Source organism: Lactobacillus gallinarum, assembly GCF_002160635.1.
GTDB classification, from domain to species: domain Bacteria; phylum Bacillota; class Bacilli; order Lactobacillales; family Lactobacillaceae; genus Lactobacillus; species Lactobacillus gallinarum.
Window position 1 is genome coordinate 30,807 of record NZ_NFKZ01000002.1, and the last position, 16,513, is coordinate 47,319.

Sequence of the window (16,513 nt, forward strand, 5' to 3'; positions counted from 1 at the left end):
TTTTTTGAGGTAACAAAATGGCAGATAGTTCAAAAATTCTCTTAAGTGGTGAAGAAAACAGCGAACAAATTAAAATTGATCCAAGTGTTCTAGAAGTTATTTTGGGGATTGCTGCTGAAAAAATTGATGGCGTTGCTGGAATGCGTGGTAGCTTAAAGTCAGGACTTAATTGGGTTCTTGGCCGTGAAGATCACGGTAAGGGCGTTAACGTAAAAGTTGACGAAGATAATAAATTAATTGCTGATGTTTATGTCTACCTTGAAAGTGGCGTTAATGTTCCTAAAGTGGGAATGGAAATTCAAAAGGAATTGAAGGCTCAATTGTTACAAATGACTGACCTTGAACTTAAGTCAATCAATGTTCATGTGGTAGGCTTAGCTTTCCCAGAAGATGAAAATGACGCTGAAGAAAGTCAAACCACCTCAGAGCTGTTTCCGGAGGATGAATAGAGAGATAATGAACCAACACGAAAGTCGAAAAGTTGCTATGCAAGCAGTATATTTGGCTAATCAAGAGCCAGATTTAACTGCTGAAGATGTGGAAGCAAAAGTCGTCGCAACTCTTAATTTAAAACAGCTTTCTGCCTATTCAAAGAAACTAATTGAAGGCGTACTTGAAAATCGTGAAGATTTGCAGTCTGAATTAACTAGTCATTTGAAAAAGGGCTGGCGTCTTGAACGTGTAAGTCAAATAGTTGTTGCTATTATGGAAGTTGCACTTTTTGAAATTAAGAATAGTGATGAAATTGATCCTAAGGCAGCAGTTAATGAAGCTTTAAATTTATGTGACGAATTTGCTGAGCCAAAAGAAAAACCATTTATTAATGGTATGTTAGCAAACTTTGTTTAATAACGATTGAATAGCCGGCAGCTTTGCCGGCTATTTTTTAGTAATAAGGAGAAAAAATAATGGGAAAAATTCTTGATGGTAAGGCATTTGCAAATTTATTAGGTCAAAATCTTAAAGAAAAGGTTAAGAAATTAAAAGATGAGGGAATAACGCCACATTTTTGCGTAATAAATATTGGGGACGATCCTGCAAGCAAAATCTATGTTCGAACTAAAAAGCGTCGTGCTGAAAAAATGGGTATTATCCAAGACATCTATCAAATGTCGGCTGATACAAAGCAAGAAGAAGCTTTAGCTTTAATTGATAAATTAAATGCAGATCCAGCAATCAATGGTTTAATGGTACAATTGCCAGCTCCTAAACAAATTGATGCGGATGCCTTGCTAGAAAGAATTGATCCTAATAAAGATGTAGATGGATTAACTCCAGCTAATATTGGTCATCTTTGGATGGGTAACCATTTTGTAGAACCAGCTACTGCCGAAGGGATCATTGCTTTACTTAAGCATTATGAAATTCCACTTGAAGGTAAAAACGTTGTAATTATTGGCCGCAGCAATATTGTAGGTAAGCCTTTAGCAGCTTTAATGTTGGAACAAAATGCTACAGTTACGATTGCGCACTCAAGAACTAAGAATTTGGGTGAAATTACTAAAAAGGCAGATGTTTTAGTTTCTGCAACTGGTCAGGCATTTTTAGTTAAAGCAGATATGGTTAAAGATGGTGCAGTTGTGGTTGATGTTGGTATGAACCACGTTGATGGTAAATTAGTCGGTGATGTAGATTTTGATAAAGTAAAAGAAAAGGCCAGTTATATTACTCCTGTTCCAGGTGGTGTAGGTCCCTTAACTGTGCAATTCTTGATGGAAGCAGTAGTTAAATTGACTAGGAGACAAAATAAATGACCGATAATAAGTATTTAACGGTTACAGATTTAAATTATTATATTACGCAAAAATTTAAAAATGATCCTTACTTGCATAAGGTGTTTTTGCAAGGTGAATTGTCTAACTTTCGTTATCGTCGAAATTCACATCAGTATTTTTCATTAAAAGATGAAAAGTCTAAAATTAATGTGGTGATGTTTCGGTCCTACTTTGATAAGGTGAAATTCAAGCCTGAAGAAGGAATGAAGGTATATGTAGTTGGCTATGTTAGCGTTTATGGACCACAGGGCTCATATCAGTTTTATGCGGAGAATATGGAACCGGCCGGACTTGGAGCGCTTTATGAACAATTAAAGCAACTTCAAGCTAAATTAGCTAAGGAAGGCTTATTTAATCCAGAGCATAAAAGAAAACTGCCACGTTTTCCTGATAGGATCGCAGTCGTAACTAGTGCTTCTGGAGCTGTTATTCATGATATTATGGTGACAGCTAACCGCCGCTTTCCTCATGCGGAAATTGATCTATTCCCAGCACAAGTACAAGGCGATACTGCGGCTGATTCATTAGTTAAAGCCATGCGCCAGATTGCTGCACAAGGCGATAAATATGATGTAATGATTATTGGTCGTGGTGGTGGATCACTAGAAGATTTGTGGCCTTTTAATGAAGAGGAAGTAGTACGGCAAGTTTATGCAATGCCAATGCCGGTTATTTCATCAGTAGGACACGAAACAGATACTACTTTATGTGATTTAGTAGCTGATGCACGGGCGGCTACGCCAACTGCAGCCGCTGAGTATGCGACGCCTAATTTGGCAGATGAATTGGCAGGAATTCATCAATTACAGAGTCGGTTAATTGCAGGAATGCAAAATAATATTAGCCAAAAACGAGATCGTTTAAATCGAATTAAAAACTCTGTAATTATGAGAGAACCTACCCGACTTTATGATCAACAAATTCAACAAGTTGATTTATTAAAGCAGCGCCTGCAAAATAGTATTCAAAATAAAGTGAATAATTCTTTGCAAAATTATCGTTTATTAAAACAGCGTTTGCTCAGCGTTAGTCCTGATAAGCAAATTGCAGGAATGAAACAACAAGAAAATTTTTTGACTAAACAGTTAAATGACAATATGCGTCATTATCTAAAGAGTAAGCGTAGTGATTTTAGTAAAGTAGTTCAACAACTTGATGATTATAGTCCACTTAAAACTTTAGAACGTGGCTTTGTTTATACTACTAATGAAGATGGAGAAACTATTAGTTCAGTTAATCAAATTAAAAAAGATGATCATTTAAATCTTCATTTTAAAGATGGACAAGTTACAGCGACAGTTACAGAGGTAAGGAAATAAATATGCCAACAAAGAAAAATAATTTTGAAGAACAATTAAATAGTTTAGAAAAAATTGTCACTAATCTTGAAAACGGAAATGTACCACTTGAAGATGCTTTAAAGGAATTTCAAGAAGGAGTAAAGATTAGTCGTGAACTAGATAAAAAGTTGACTAGTGCAGAAGAAACTGTAGCCAAGTTGATTGATAGTGATGGTACTGAACATGAACTAGATCCAAATAATGCAGCAGCTCCAGAGGATTAATATGACAGCATTTGAATATTTTAAAGAAGATTGGACACCAGTAATTGATGATTATCTAGCTAAACATTTAGCTTCAGAAGTTGATGACAAGAAAATTAGTCAGATCATGGCTTATTCAGTTATGGCTGGTGGTAAAAGATTAAGACCCCTTTTGTTTTTGGCAATCTTGAATACATTAGGACGCAAAATAGAAGAGCCTGAAATTAGAATTGCTTGTGGGATTGAATTAATTCACACATATTCCTTGATTCATGATGACTTACCTGCAATGGATAATGATGATTATCGTCGTGGTAAGTTAACTAGTCATAAAAAATGGGGTGAAGCTGAGGCTATTTTAGCTGGGGATGCACTCTTACCATTAGGCATTCAATGGATAGCAGAAGGCAGTCGTTCTGCCAAGTTAGTTGCCATCATTACACAGGCAGTTGGGCCTAACGGTATGGTTGGTGGTCAATATCTTGATATTGATTCCACTAATAATGCAAGTGTGGCTGATGACGCTAAGTTTATCAACAAGATGGAATGGCTAAAAACCGGTTGTTTAATTCAAGCCAGTGTGGAAATGGCAGCTACTTATGCTAAGGCTAGCGATATTGAACAAGTTAAATTAATCGATTTTGCCAAAGCATTTGGTCGTTCATATCAAATTTATGATGACTTAGTTGATGTGGTTGAGACAAGTGAAGAAGCCGGCAAAGCTACTCATAAGGATAAAGAAGAAGGCAAAAATAATACTTTAACTTTATTGGGAATTAATCAAAGCCGGAAGGAATTAAAGGATTTGATTGATCAAGCTAAAGATGATTTGCATGGCTTGAATGGAGAAGTATTAGCTGGTTTTTTGAATCTATATCAAAAGGTGTTGTAAATGGCAAAGCAAAGAGCAGATGTTTTATTAGCTGAACAAGGAATCTTTCATTCTCGTTCTGCTGCGCAAAGAGCAATTATGGCGGGCTTAGTTTCAGATCATAATCATCAAAGAATTGATAAGAGCGGAACTAAGTTCCCTGAAGGCGAGAAGTTTTACGTCAAAGATGATGGTAAAAAATATGTTTCTCGTGGTGGTTTCAAACTTGAGAAAGCATTGAAGGTTTTTGACATCGACTTACAAGATAAGATTTGTTTAGATATTGGAGCTTCAACTGGTGGCTTTACCGATGTTGCTCTGCAAAACGGGGCCAAGATGGTTTATGCGTTAGATGTAGGCTACAATCAATTAGCTTGGCAATTAAGAGATGATCCACGTGTAGTAGTAATGGAGAAGCAGAATTTCCGTTATTCTAAACCTGAAGATTTTAATCAAGGCTTACCTGATTTTGCGATGACTGATGTTTCGTTTATTTCACTTGATTTGATCATGCCGCCAATGTATGAAATCCTAAAGGATCAATGTGATGCTGTTTGTCTAATTAAGCCACAATTTGAGGCAGGTCCAGAAAACGTTGGTAAGCATGGTATTGTTCACGATCATGAAGTCCATAAAAATGTAATTGAACATACTATGCAAAAGGCAATGGAAATTGGTTTTAATGTTTTAGATGTTGATTATTCACCAATTAAAGGTGGTAAAGGAAACATTGAATTTTTGATTCATTTGCAAAAAGACGAAGCTAACGGTGGTCGTAATTTGTGGTCAAGTACCCCAGCAGAAGTAGTAGAACGTGCTGTAAATAGTCTCTAGGAGTGGAAAAATGCTAGTTGAACTAGATATTAAAAATTTTGCGATTATTAAAAGCTTAAAAGTTCGCTTTCAAGAAAAAATGACCGTGATTATCGGTGAAACTGGTGCTGGTAAATCAATAATCATTGATGCGGTTTCATTATTGATGGGAAGCCGTAGTCAAAAAGAGATGATCCGTTCTGGAGAACAAAAGGCTGTAATTACGGGTTTGTTTGTACTTGATAATCAAAAAGAAAAGATTGCGGAGCTTTGTGAAAAGTATGGTCTGCCTCATGATGACGATCAATTAGTGATTAGCCGAGAATTAGCCATCAAGGGTAGAAATATAGTACGTATTAATGGTCAATTAACTACTATCAATGTTTTACGTGAAATCGGCAATTATTTAGTTGATATTCATGGTCAGCATGATCAGCAAATATTAATGGATCAAGATCGTCAAATTGATTTAGTTGATGATTATGCATCTGATTCTTTTAAAGAAGAATTATCAGCGTATCAAGAGGATTATCGCCATTGGCAAAAGTTAACTAATCAACTGCGTCATTTGCGTCAAGATGCACAAGAATTGGCCCAAAAACAAGATATTCTTCAATTTCAAAATGATGAGTTAGAGTCTGCTAATTTGGAAGATCCTGATGAGGATGAAAAATTAGAGGAAGAATTTAACGAATTAAATAATTATCAAAAAATTGCAGATACTGCCAATTATTTTATGCAGCTGTACGATGATGACGAGCACGGAATTGCAACGTTATTAGGGGATGCACAAAATGCAGCGACAGATTTAACGGAATTTGGTTCAAAATTTAAAGATTTTGCTAAAACTGTTGATGACGGAGTGTATGCTTTAAACGACGCTCGTAGTGAGTTGTCTAATTTGATGGATCAGATGGATTTTGATGAAGAACGTTTCCAATATGTAACTAATCGTTTAGATACGTTGAACTCATTGAAGAAAAAGTATGGTCCAACGTTGGCAGATGTCTTTGCTTTTTACGCTAAAGTGCAAAAAGAACTTGGTCAGTTTGAAACTGGCGGTTTAGATGAAGAAAAGCTGCAAGCAGAAGTGGCACAAGTTGAAGAAAAGATGACCAAAGAAGCTAGACAATTGCACCTAATTCGAGAAAAAGTTGCCCATTCACTAGAAGAGCAAATAAAACAAGAATTAGCAGATCTTTATATGGAAAAGGCCCGCTTTTCTATTAATTTTGAAGAAACCAAAACTTTTACGGCTAAAGGTACAGATGCAATTGTATTCTTGATTGCACCTAACCCAGGTGAAGATCTAATGCCGTTAGTAAAAATTGTCTCAGGCGGTGAGCAATCGAGATTAATATTGGCATTGAAGGCTATCTTTAGTCATGTTGAACCTGTTGGAACGATGATCTTTGACGAAATTGATACAGGTGTTTCAGGACGTGTTTCTGCCGCAATCGGTAAAAAGATGCATTCTATTGGTCAAGACAAGCAGGTAATTGCTATAACCCACTCTCCACAGGTTGCAGCTGCAGGTGATCAACGTTATTTAGTTGCAAAACAAGTAAAAGATGGTTCTACGTTTACTCAAATAGGACCTTTAAGCAAGGAAGAAACTATTACTGCAATTGCTCAAATGATGGCAGGACAAGATGTAACAGATGCGGCTAAAAAGAACGCTGCTGATTTGATTAAGAGTATTAAAGATGAATAGTATCAATAAGTTTTGGATGGATTTTTGTCAAAAACATCATGTTAATCCGGGAGAATTAGAAGGTGCTTATGCATTTGGCGGAAATAGCCAAGATGCTGATGTATTAAGCGATTTAATTAATCGTGGCATTAAAACCGCTACTACAAGCGTATATGATCCAGATGAAGATGTTCCCACAGTCGGTCAATATGCTATTGTTTTAAATGGAGAAAATAAACCAGTGTGCGTAATTCGAAATAAAACCGTGGAAATTATGCCATTTAAAAATGTTTCTGCTGAACATGCATATTTAGAGGGTGAAGGAGATCGCTCATATGATTATTGGCGAAAAATTCATGAAAATTTTTTTGCATGGGAATGTCGAGAAAATTTAAACACTATTTTTAGTGAAAATACTGAAGTAGTTTGTGAGACTTTTGAAAAAGTAGATTGAGGCAAAAAATAGGCTATCAGTCTACTTTTTTGATGCCTTGAGACGTCTACGGTTGAACTACATAAAGAGAAAACTTGAAAAACTATTGATTTTAGTGCAAACTAGATATATTAATAGTTACTAAGAGGAGTTCAGCATGGCAGATAAAGGTTTGTTATTAGTACTTTCGGGTCCTTCAGGTGTTGGTAAAGGAACTGTAAAAAGTGCTATTGTTGAAAACAAAGTCTTTCCATTTGAGTATTCAGTTTCAATGACTACTCGTAAGCCTCGTCCCGGCGAAGTCGATGGAAAAGATTATTTCTTTGTAAGTGAAGAACGTTTTCAAGAAGCTATTAAAAATGGTGAGTTATTAGAATATAATAATTACGTTGGACATTATTATGGTACGCCATTAGGTCCTGTAAAAAAGATGTTACATGATGGCAAAGACGTTTTATTGGAGATTGACGTTAACGGTGCCGCTAAGGTCCGTGAGAAAATGCCTGATGGCGTGTTCATCTTTTTAACTCCACCAGATTTGCATACATTGCACCTGCGATTAGAACATCGTGGTACTGAGTCAGAAGATGTAATTCGTGGTAGAATTAAACAAGCTCGAAATGAAATCTTGGAAATGGAAGAATATGATTATGCAGTTGTAAATGATACAGTTGCTAATGCAGTAGACCATATCAAGGCAATTGTTGATGCAGAGCATGTCAGTGTTAAGCGTGTAATTGATGACTATCGTAAGATGGTCAAGGAGGATTAATCATGAGAATTACTTATCCATCAATTGATAAATTGTTGTCACGTGTTGATTCACGTTATTCATTATCTGTACTTGCTGCTAAGAGAGCACATGAACTTGAAGCTGGCGATCCACCAACTTTAGATCATTTCAAGTGTGATAAGGCAGTTGGTAAGGCACTTGAAGAAATTGCCGCTGGTAAAGTAACGGTTGACCCAGCTCATGCCGAGGTTAACCTCGAAGACTAATTTACTGACCTTCATCCTTTGGGTGGAGGTCTTTTTTACAGGTGATTAGATGATTGCTCAGGTTATTGTTGATGTTGCAACCAAGCAAACAGATCGTATTTTTGAATATCATATTCCGGCTGAATTAGAAAAAGATGTCAAAATTGGTTCAAGAGTAATAGTACCGTTTGGTCGAAGAAAAGTGCAAGGTTTTGTAGTAGGCATAGAGGCAAAAAGTCAATTTACAGGTAAGTTAAAAGATCTTTTAGTGACAGTGGATGAAATGCCACCACTTACACCAGAATTAATAAAATTGTCTGAAAATTTGGCACAAAATATTTTTTCATATCGAATTACCATTTTACAAGCAATGTTGCCATGGGTAATGCGGGCAGGCTATCGTAAACTGTTAGTACCTGCAAATAAAAAAGCTAAAAAGATGCCGTTCTTTCAAGGTAATCCCATTGATTTAGCTAAAATGACGGATCTGAAGCAAATAAAAAAAGTTCATCAATTGCTGAAAAATGATGATGCCAAAATAGAATATGTTGTAGAAAATAGAGCTAAAGAGAAAAAAGAAAATCAGTATGAATTAGCGCTAGATTCTGCAGAATACACCAAGATTTACAATACTTTGCGTCAAAATGCGGTTAAGCAAAAGCAATTGATGATGGATATTATTGAAAATAAAGATGATTATCCTAAAAGTCAAAGTGATTTGATAAAAGGGTTAGGCTTATCGGCTGCTAATTTAAATTCAGCTGTTAAAAAAGGTTGGTTAAAAAGAAAAGCTGTCGAAGTTTATCGTAATCCCTTAGCTGGTTTTGAAGATGAAAAAAAGCCAGTTCCAGTGACTTTAAATGATGAACAACAGGCTGCGTTGGACCAAATTAATAGCGCAATTGATCAGCGTAATGCAGAGACCTTTTTACTTGAAGGAATTACTGGTAGTGGGAAGACAGAAGTATATTTGCATGCAATTGGACAAGCTTTAGCTCAAGGAAGAAATGCCTTGATGCTAGTGCCAGAAATTTCGTTAACACCGCAAATGGTAAAGCAAGTAAAGGCACGTTTTGGTGATAAAGTGGCCGTTTTACATAGTGCTTTATCTGAAGGGGAAAAATATGACGAATGGCGTAGAATTCGTCGTGGTGAAATTCAAGTAGTAGTTGGAGCAAGAAGTGCAGTTTTTGTTCCGCTAGATAATATTGGATTAATCATAATTGATGAAGAGCATGAATCATCATATAAACAAGAGACCAATCCTCGTTATAATGCTAAAAATGTGGCACTCTGGCGTAGTAAATATCACCATTGTCCATTAGTACTAGGAAGTGCTACTCCATCACTAGGAAGTCGAGCACGTGCTCAAAAAGATGTATATCATCTATTACGTTTAACTAAACGTGCAAATCATAAAAAATTACCTAAAGTTAATTTGATTGATCTTAAGCATGTTCAATTTGCAGGTGGGCAATTTGACTTGTCTGTTGAATTAGTCGATGCAATTAAGAAAAGACTAGAGAAAAAAGAGCAAGTCATCTTGATGCTTAATCGGCGAGGATTTGCTAATTTCATGCTTTGCCGGGAATGTGGTTTTGTTTTGAAATGTCCTAATTGTGATGTTTCACTTAATTTGCATAAAGATACTAATAGCATGCAATGTCACTATTGCGGACATACAGAGCCAATTCCTACTCGGTGTCCTAATTGTCAAAGTTCAAAAATCCGTTTTTTAGGTACTGGAACCCAAAAAGTTCAAGAAGAACTTGAAGAACTTTTACCAGGAGCTAGAATTTTAAGAATGGATGTTGATACAACTAGGAGAAAAGGCAGTTATAAGCGGATTTTGGATTCATTTGGTAACCATGAGGCGGATATTTTGTTAGGAACTCAAATGATTGCTAAAGGATTAGATTTTCCAAATGTAACTTTAGTTGGCGTAATTAACGCAGATACGGGATTATGGTTATCGGATTATAATGCATCAGAAAAAACATTTGAGTTGCTGACGCAAGTCGCAGGACGTGCAGGTCGTGCTGACAAGGAAGGCGAAGTTTTAATTCAAACTTATAATCCAGAACACTATGCCATTCAATTGGCACAAACGCAGGATTATGAAAGATTTTATGGTTATGAAATGCATATGCGTCATGCTGGCAATTACCCACCATATTTTTATACAGTATTAATATCAGTTGCTGCTAAAAAAGAGCAAAATGCGGCTAGAGAAGCATTCAAGATAAAAAGATATTTATTGCAGCATTTAAATAATCAAGTAATAATTTTAGGACCATCGCCAAGTGCAATTTCTAGAGTAAAAAATCAATATTATTACCAAATACTGGTAAAATATAAAAAAGAACCAAATTTAAATAAACTATTGCACCATGTTCAAGATTCTGCTCAAGAAGCTAAGAAATATGGTTTAAGTATTTTTATCGATAATGAACCAGAAAGAGTAATGTAAGGAGTTGTTTTAATGACATCAGTAATATTCATGGGAACACCAGAGTTTTCAGTTCCAGTATTAGAAGGCTTAATCAAAAATAATTATGAAATTAAGGCTGTTGTAACGCAGCCTGATAAAAAGGTTGGTCGTAAACAAAAGATCACTAAGACCCCAGCTAAAATTGCTGCAGAAAAGCATAATTTACCTGTTTTTCAACCAGTGAAATTGTCTGGCTCAGAAGAAATGCAACAATTGATTGATATGCATGCTGACTTAATCGTCACCGCCGCATACGGTCAGTTCTTGCCAACTAAGTTTTTAAACTCAGTAAAAATTGCTGCTGTTAATGTCCATGGTTCACTTTTGCCAAAATATCGTGGTGGTGCACCAATTCAATATTCACTCATTAATGGGGATGCAGAAACTGGTATCACCATTATGGAAATGGTAAAGAAAATGGATGCTGGTGATATTTATTCTCAAAAAGCAATTAAGATTGAGCCAGATGACAATGCGGGAACTTTATTTAATAAATTATCAATTGTAGGTAGAGACTTACTTTTGGAGACTTTACCTTCGATTATTGATGGCAGCGTTAAAAAGATTCCTCAAGATCCAGATAAGGTAGTCTTTTCACCTAATATTACTAAAGAACAAGAACGCATCGTTCCTACTATGACAGCTGCTGAAGCTAACAATATGATCCGTGCTCTTAATCCAGATCCAGGTGCTTATATGATGCTTGAAGGCAAGCGCTTCAAGGTTTGGAAAGCAGAAGTTGCTAAGGATAGTACTGATTTAAAGCCAGGTTGCGTAGTAGCTAATAAGGGCCGCTTTGCAATTAGCTTTGCTAATGGTACTGTTTTAAACTTGCTCGAGGTACAACCAAGCGGCAAGAAGAAAATGGATATTAAGAACTTTTTAAATGGTCAAGGTAGTAAATTTGCCCCAGGAGAAGAAATTGTCGACAAATAAAAGTGCCCGTGCAATTAGCTTAGATACTTTAATTAAAGTCTTAAAAAATGGCTCATATTCAAATATTAGTTTGAACAATAGTTTAAAGCATTCTGATTTATCGATTGCTGATCAAAATTTAGCAACTAGAATTGTTTACGGAACGATTCAATATCGCCTTTTTTTGGAATATCAATTGACCGGTTTGCTTAAAACAAAAATCACTGAAAAATATTTGAAGCCGCTCTTGTTGATGTCACTTTATCAGATAATATTCTTAGACAAGGTTCCTAACCGTGCTGTACTAGATGAAGCTAATAAACTAGCTAAACAGTTTGGCAAACATCATTCTTCAGGCTATAGAGTAGTGAACGGAATCTTGCGTGCATTTATTAGACGCGGTGTGATTTTACCTGATGAAAAGGATACCGTTAAATATTTAAGTATTAAAGAAAGCGTTCCTAAATGGTTAGTTAAGTATTTAATTGACAATTGGGGAATGCAAAAAGCAAAATCAGTTTTAAGCAGTATTAATGAACCAGCCAAAAATAGTGTGCGAATTTCATCACTAGCAGATAAAAATCAAGTTTTTGATCAATTAACAAAAGAAGGATATCAACCGAAATGGTCAAATTTATCTCTTAATGACGCCGTTTTAAGTCATGGTGGCATTAGCGAAAGTGATTTATTTGAACAAGGAGAGTTGACAATTCAAGATGAAGCCGCTAGCTTAGTGGTAGAAGCTTTTGATTTTGATAAAAATCAAGCTGAACATGTTTTAGATGCATGTAGTGCACCTGGCGGGAAAACTGTCCAGATTGCTGAAAATATCACTGGTGATGTAACTGCACTAGACATTCATGAAAAGAAATTACGTCTAGTAAAAGAAAATGCTCGCCGCATGCATGTGTCGGACAAAGTAACAACTAAGGCATGTGATGCTAGAAAAGCGCAAGAAATGTTTAATGCAGGTGAGTTCACTAAAATTTTAGTTGATGCTCCATGTTCAGGTTTGGGACTATTAAGACGCAAGCCTGAGATTCGTTATACCAAGAGTTTGCAAGATTTGAAGAGCTTACAAAAAATTCAGTTAGGGATTTTAGATTCTGTTAGCACATTGTTAAAAGTTGAGGGAGAATTAGTATACTCAACTTGTTCAATTTCAATGGAAGAAAATGAAGAAGTAGTTAAGCAATTCTTGCGAACTCATCCTGATTTTGAATTAAAACCATTTTTATTAAGCAAGCTTGAGTCCAAGACAGGAATGTTAAAAATAATGCCTGATCAAGATGGCAATGATGGATTTTTCATTGCAAAATTTAGATTACGAGGTTAGATTTTTGATTGAAACAGCATACGCTTCAAGTATCGGCAAGGTACGAAAAAGCAATCAAGATTTTGTACAAGTTTTTGAGAATCGTAAGGGAATTACCTTAGCAATTGTTTGTGATGGTATGGGTGGCCATCAAGGCGGCGATGTGGCCTCTACAATGGCTGTCACTCACCTAGGACATAATTTTGGCATAACAGATTTTACTGATGCTAATATTGCTCGAAAATGGCTAGATGTGCAATTAAATTCTGAAAATGAAACAATTTTAAAAACAGCTGATAAATTTCCTGACTTAAATGGAATGGGTACGACAATTGTTTTAGCTTTTGCATTTAAGGATAATGCGTTGATAGCTCATTTGGGCGATTCACGTGCTTATAGTTATTCCGAGGGAAAGTTTGTCCAATTAACTGAAGATCATTCTTTAGTTAATGAGCTAGTCAAAATGGGGCAAATTACTAAGGAACAGGCTAAGCATCATCCCCAAAAGAACATTATTACTCAAGCCCTAGGTGTATCTAGTACAATTGATCCTGAAGTTAAGGAAATTAAGCTTGATGATGACGACATCATTTTGCTATGTACTGATGGATTAACGAACTCACTCAGTGATCCACAAATACAACAAGTTTTAGCTACAAAAGAATTAAGCTTAAAAGAACGATGCAATAAATTAATTAGTGAAGCCAATCGATTAGGTGGTGGTGATAATATTACCGTTTGCCTAATTTGGAATAAGGAGGACGAGAGCAGTGATCGATAAGGGTTATCTGCTTGGTGAACGTTATCGCATTATTGATACTTTAGGCGAAGGCGGTATGGCCAATGTTTATCTGGCTGAAGATATTATTCTGCAACGTAAAGTAGCAGTTAAAATATTACGGTTAGATTTACAAAATGAACCTCAAACACAAGCTCGTTTTCAAAGAGAGGCTTTAGCCACTAGTGAATTAAGTCATCCTAATATTGTCTCTGTTCTTGATGTAGGAACTGATCATGGATTGCCATATATGGTAATGGAATATGTTGATGGTCCAGATTTGAAAGAGTATATTCGTCAAAATGCTCCTTTGGATTTGCATGAAGTGATTCGCATTATGGATCAAATTCTGAGTGCAGTTGCTTTGGCTCATAAACATAATGTCATCCACCGTGATCTTAAACCACAAAATATTTTGATGGACAAGAGAGGCAATATTAAGATTGCTGATTTTGGTATTGCGGTTGCCTTGAATCAGAGCTCTGTGACGCAGACTAATTCTGTCATGGGATCAGTTCATTATATGTCACCTGAACAAACTAGAGGCGGATTGGTTACTAAGCAGTCCGATATTTATTCTTTAGGGATTATTCTGTATGAATTGATTACAGGCACTGTGCCGTTTAATGGTGATACTCCTGTTTCAATTGCGTTAAAACACGCGCAGGAACCAATACCTTCTATTAGAAAGAAGGATCAAAGTGTTCCGCAAGCATTAGAAAATGTTGTGTTAAAAGCAACTGCTAAGGATCCACGAGATCGATATGCTACAGCACAAGCCATGCAGGCTGACCTAGATAGTAGCTTAGATCCCGAAAGAGCAGATGAGCCGGTTTTTGTGCCTAATCATGGTAACAATAATGATAAAACAATCGTTCTGCCAGGTTTTAAAGCCCCTGAAAAAGAGCAGACTGTAGAATCTGAAGAGGAAAATAAACCTGATAAAAAGGAAAAGAAAAAAGACTTTTGGCAAAATGTTAAAAGTCATAAATGGTGGTGGATTTTTTCAGTTATTGCCGCTGGATTAATTATTTTTATTATGATTTTCGCACTAAGTGGCAATAATAATAAACCACGTCAAGTTCATATTCCTGATGTAACTAATATAACTGAAAAGCGTGCTGAAAAACGGTTAGAAGCCGCCGGGTTACAAGTGGGAAAAGTAATTAGACGCCAGTCTGATGACATTAAAAAAGGTCATGTAATTGGTACTAAACCAGCAGCCGGTAATAGAGTGGATCAAGGAAAGGCTATCATTTTAATTGTTTCTAGTGGTACCAGCATGGTAAAGGTACCTGATGTAGTCGGGGATAATTACGATGAAGCTGCAGAAAAATTAGAAAATCAAGGCTTCGATGTTGTTAGAGAAGATCAATATTCAAATAAAATGGCTAAAGGCAACATCATTTCTCAGAGTATTGCTGCTGGTGTAGAAGTAAAACCAACGCAGACTACAATTACTTTGGTGGTTTCTCGAGGAAAACAGATAAAGCCAAAGATAAATACCGTTACCTTAAAAGATTTGCACAATTACTCATTAAAGAGTGCGCAAGATTATGCTAAGGAACATGGCTTAACTTTACAGATTAATCAAGAATATTCTGATGAAATTGAGCGAGGTTTGGTTATCTCAATGCAGCCGGAAGCGGGTACTAAGGTTGATCGTGGATCTACGGTAACCATTAAAGTTTCACGCGGTCCAAAAGAAGAAAAAGATACTACTGTTACGAAGACATTTACTGTTAATTATGTTGGCAGCGATCTGAAAAAGGATGATAAATTCGATGGTAAAAGTGGAGAAACTTACACTAAGGAAGACAATAGTAAAGGCGACCATGTTCAGATTTATATCAAAGATGATGATCACTCCTTGAGTAATATCTATCGTGACTTATATATTAAACGTGATATGAGTTTCTCAATTCCATTTTCAATTAAGGATGGAAAAGGCCAGTTGCGCGTAGTTCGTAACGGAGAAACTGTTTTGAATGAAAAGGTGACAAAATAAATGAAACTAGCAGAAGGAACCGTTGTCGGGTTAATTGCTGGTTATTATGATGTGGAAACTGCTGCGGGTATCGTTAGAACGCGTGCTCGCGGCGTTTTTCGTCAAAAAAAGCAAAAACCTGCAGTAGGTGATCATGTAGAAATTCAAATAGATGATCAGGGTATGAGTTACTTGGTAAAGATTTTACCGCGACTCAACAGAATTGGTCGTCCCGCTGTAGCAAATGTCAGCCATGTATTGTTAGTTATTTCTGCGGTTGAACCTGATTTTTCTTTAGAATTATTGGATCGCTTTTTAACTTTCTTTTCTTGGCAAAAAGTACAAGTCACTATTTATTTATCTAAAAGCGATTTATTAAAAGGTGACAAGTTAGCTAAAATTAAAGAAGAACTATCATATTATCAAGAAATTGGTTATCCAGTGTTTACTGATTATCATGATGTAGAAGCTCAAATTCCTCAAATGATTAAAGCAGGGCAAATTTGGACATTGGCAGGACAATCTGGTGCAGGTAAATCTACTTTACTTAACCAGTTGAAGAAGGATGCTAATCAGGCAACGGGAGCAATTTCTACTAGTTTAAACCGTGGTAAGCATACTACTAGAAAAGTCGAATTATTTAAATTAGGTGAAGGTTTCTTAGCTGATACACCAGGTTTTTCTTCGATTGATTTAACACCGATCAAATTGAATGAATTATGTAACTATTTCGTTGAATTTAAACGTGCTAGCAGCAAATGTAAATTTAGAGGGTGCCAACATTTAAAGGAACCTGGCTGTGAAGTTAAAAAATTGCTTGAAGAAGGCCAAATAATGCCTCATCGTTATGATGATTATCTGGCAATGCGGACAGAAATTAGTGAAGGCCGATTACCCGAATATTTAAAATGATAGGAGAAG

The 16,513-nt window shown here is 36.1% G+C and carries 17 protein-coding genes; all 17 read left to right on the plus strand.

What is annotated here, in order from left to right:
* The first annotated feature begins 17 nt into the window (after window positions 1–17).
* The 17 genes from B5E95_RS01330 (at window position 18) to rsgA (ending at window position 16,504) form a co-directional block, all read left to right on the plus strand.
* Window positions 18–449: an Asp23/Gls24 family envelope stress response protein gene (locus tag B5E95_RS01330; RefSeq protein WP_025005856.1), complete on the plus strand. Its 432-nt coding sequence runs from the start codon at window positions 18–20 to the stop codon at window positions 447–449.
* A gap of 7 nt (window positions 450–456) precedes the next feature.
* On the plus strand, window positions 457–849 hold the full coding sequence (nusB, locus tag B5E95_RS01335; protein ID WP_025005855.1) for a transcription antitermination factor NusB: 393 nt from the start codon (window positions 457–459) through the stop codon (window positions 847–849).
* Between the two features lie 59 nt (window positions 850–908).
* A complete protein-coding gene (locus B5E95_RS01340; protein WP_087235446.1) occupies window positions 909–1,754 on the plus strand; it encodes a bifunctional methylenetetrahydrofolate dehydrogenase/methenyltetrahydrofolate cyclohydrolase in 846 nt (281 codons plus the stop codon).
* The gene (gene xseA, locus B5E95_RS01345; protein WP_087176430.1) at window positions 1,751–3,094 is read left to right on the plus strand and encodes an exodeoxyribonuclease VII large subunit; all 1,344 of its coding nucleotides are present in this window, start codon (window positions 1,751–1,753) and stop codon (window positions 3,092–3,094) included. Before B5E95_RS01340 ends, xseA begins: the two co-directional genes overlap by 4 nt.
* Window positions 3,095–3,096: 2 nt before the next feature.
* The gene (locus tag B5E95_RS01350) at window positions 3,097–3,339 is read left to right on the plus strand and encodes an exodeoxyribonuclease VII small subunit (RefSeq protein ID WP_025005852.1); all 243 of its coding nucleotides are present in this window, start codon (window positions 3,097–3,099) and stop codon (window positions 3,337–3,339) included.
* 1 nt (window position 3,340) lies between these two features.
* Window positions 3,341–4,210: a polyprenyl synthetase family protein gene (locus tag B5E95_RS01355; RefSeq protein ID WP_087176431.1), complete on the plus strand. Its 870-nt coding sequence runs from the start codon at window positions 3,341–3,343 to the stop codon at window positions 4,208–4,210.
* A complete protein-coding gene (locus B5E95_RS01360) occupies window positions 4,211–5,023 on the plus strand; it encodes a TlyA family RNA methyltransferase (RefSeq protein ID WP_056945479.1) in 813 nt (270 codons plus the stop codon). It begins immediately after the preceding gene.
* A 10-nt stretch (window positions 5,024–5,033) separates the two neighbouring features.
* Complete coding sequence (gene recN, locus B5E95_RS01365) at window positions 5,034–6,716, plus strand: DNA repair protein RecN (RefSeq protein WP_025005850.1); 1,683 nt, start codon at window positions 5,034–5,036, stop codon at window positions 6,714–6,716.
* The gene (locus B5E95_RS01370) at window positions 6,709–7,149 is read left to right on the plus strand and encodes an ASCH domain-containing protein (RefSeq protein ID WP_025005849.1); all 441 of its coding nucleotides are present in this window, start codon (window positions 6,709–6,711) and stop codon (window positions 7,147–7,149) included. The genes recN and B5E95_RS01370 overlap by 8 nt, the downstream gene beginning before the upstream one ends.
* A 136-nt stretch (window positions 7,150–7,285) precedes the next feature.
* Window positions 7,286–7,900, plus strand: a complete 615-nt coding sequence (gene gmk, locus B5E95_RS01375; protein ID WP_025005848.1) for a guanylate kinase — start codon at window positions 7,286–7,288, stop codon at window positions 7,898–7,900.
* Window positions 7,901–7,902: 2 nt separating this feature from the next.
* Window positions 7,903–8,127 (plus strand): DNA-directed RNA polymerase subunit omega, encoded by a 225-nt coding sequence (rpoZ, locus tag B5E95_RS01380; protein ID WP_003627587.1) that lies wholly within the window; start codon window positions 7,903–7,905, stop codon window positions 8,125–8,127.
* Window positions 8,128–8,176: 49 nt separating this feature from the next.
* Complete coding sequence (priA, locus tag B5E95_RS01385; protein ID WP_087235447.1) at window positions 8,177–10,576, plus strand: primosomal protein N'; 2,400 nt, start codon at window positions 8,177–8,179, stop codon at window positions 10,574–10,576.
* A 12-nt stretch (window positions 10,577–10,588) separates the two neighbouring features.
* Window positions 10,589–11,533 carry a methionyl-tRNA formyltransferase gene (gene fmt, locus B5E95_RS01390; RefSeq protein WP_087235448.1) on the plus strand — a complete coding sequence of 315 codons (945 nt, stop codon included), beginning with the start codon at window positions 10,589–10,591 and terminating at the stop codon, window positions 11,531–11,533.
* A complete protein-coding gene (rsmB, locus tag B5E95_RS01395) occupies window positions 11,484–12,848 on the plus strand; it encodes a 16S rRNA (cytosine(967)-C(5))-methyltransferase RsmB (protein ID WP_081776568.1) in 1,365 nt (454 codons plus the stop codon). The genes fmt and rsmB overlap by 50 nt, the downstream gene beginning before the upstream one ends.
* Before the next feature lie 4 nt (window positions 12,849–12,852).
* Window positions 12,853–13,608 (plus strand): Stp1/IreP family PP2C-type Ser/Thr phosphatase, encoded by a 756-nt coding sequence (locus B5E95_RS01400; protein WP_025005845.1) that lies wholly within the window; start codon window positions 12,853–12,855, stop codon window positions 13,606–13,608.
* Complete coding sequence (pknB, locus tag B5E95_RS01405; protein ID WP_087235449.1) at window positions 13,598–15,613, plus strand: Stk1 family PASTA domain-containing Ser/Thr kinase; 2,016 nt, start codon at window positions 13,598–13,600, stop codon at window positions 15,611–15,613. The genes B5E95_RS01400 and pknB overlap by 11 nt, the downstream gene beginning before the upstream one ends.
* Window positions 15,614–16,504 (plus strand): ribosome small subunit-dependent GTPase A, encoded by an 891-nt coding sequence (gene rsgA / locus B5E95_RS01410; protein ID WP_025005843.1) that lies wholly within the window; start codon window positions 15,614–15,616, stop codon window positions 16,502–16,504.
* Window positions 16,505–16,513: the final 9 nt, after the last annotated feature.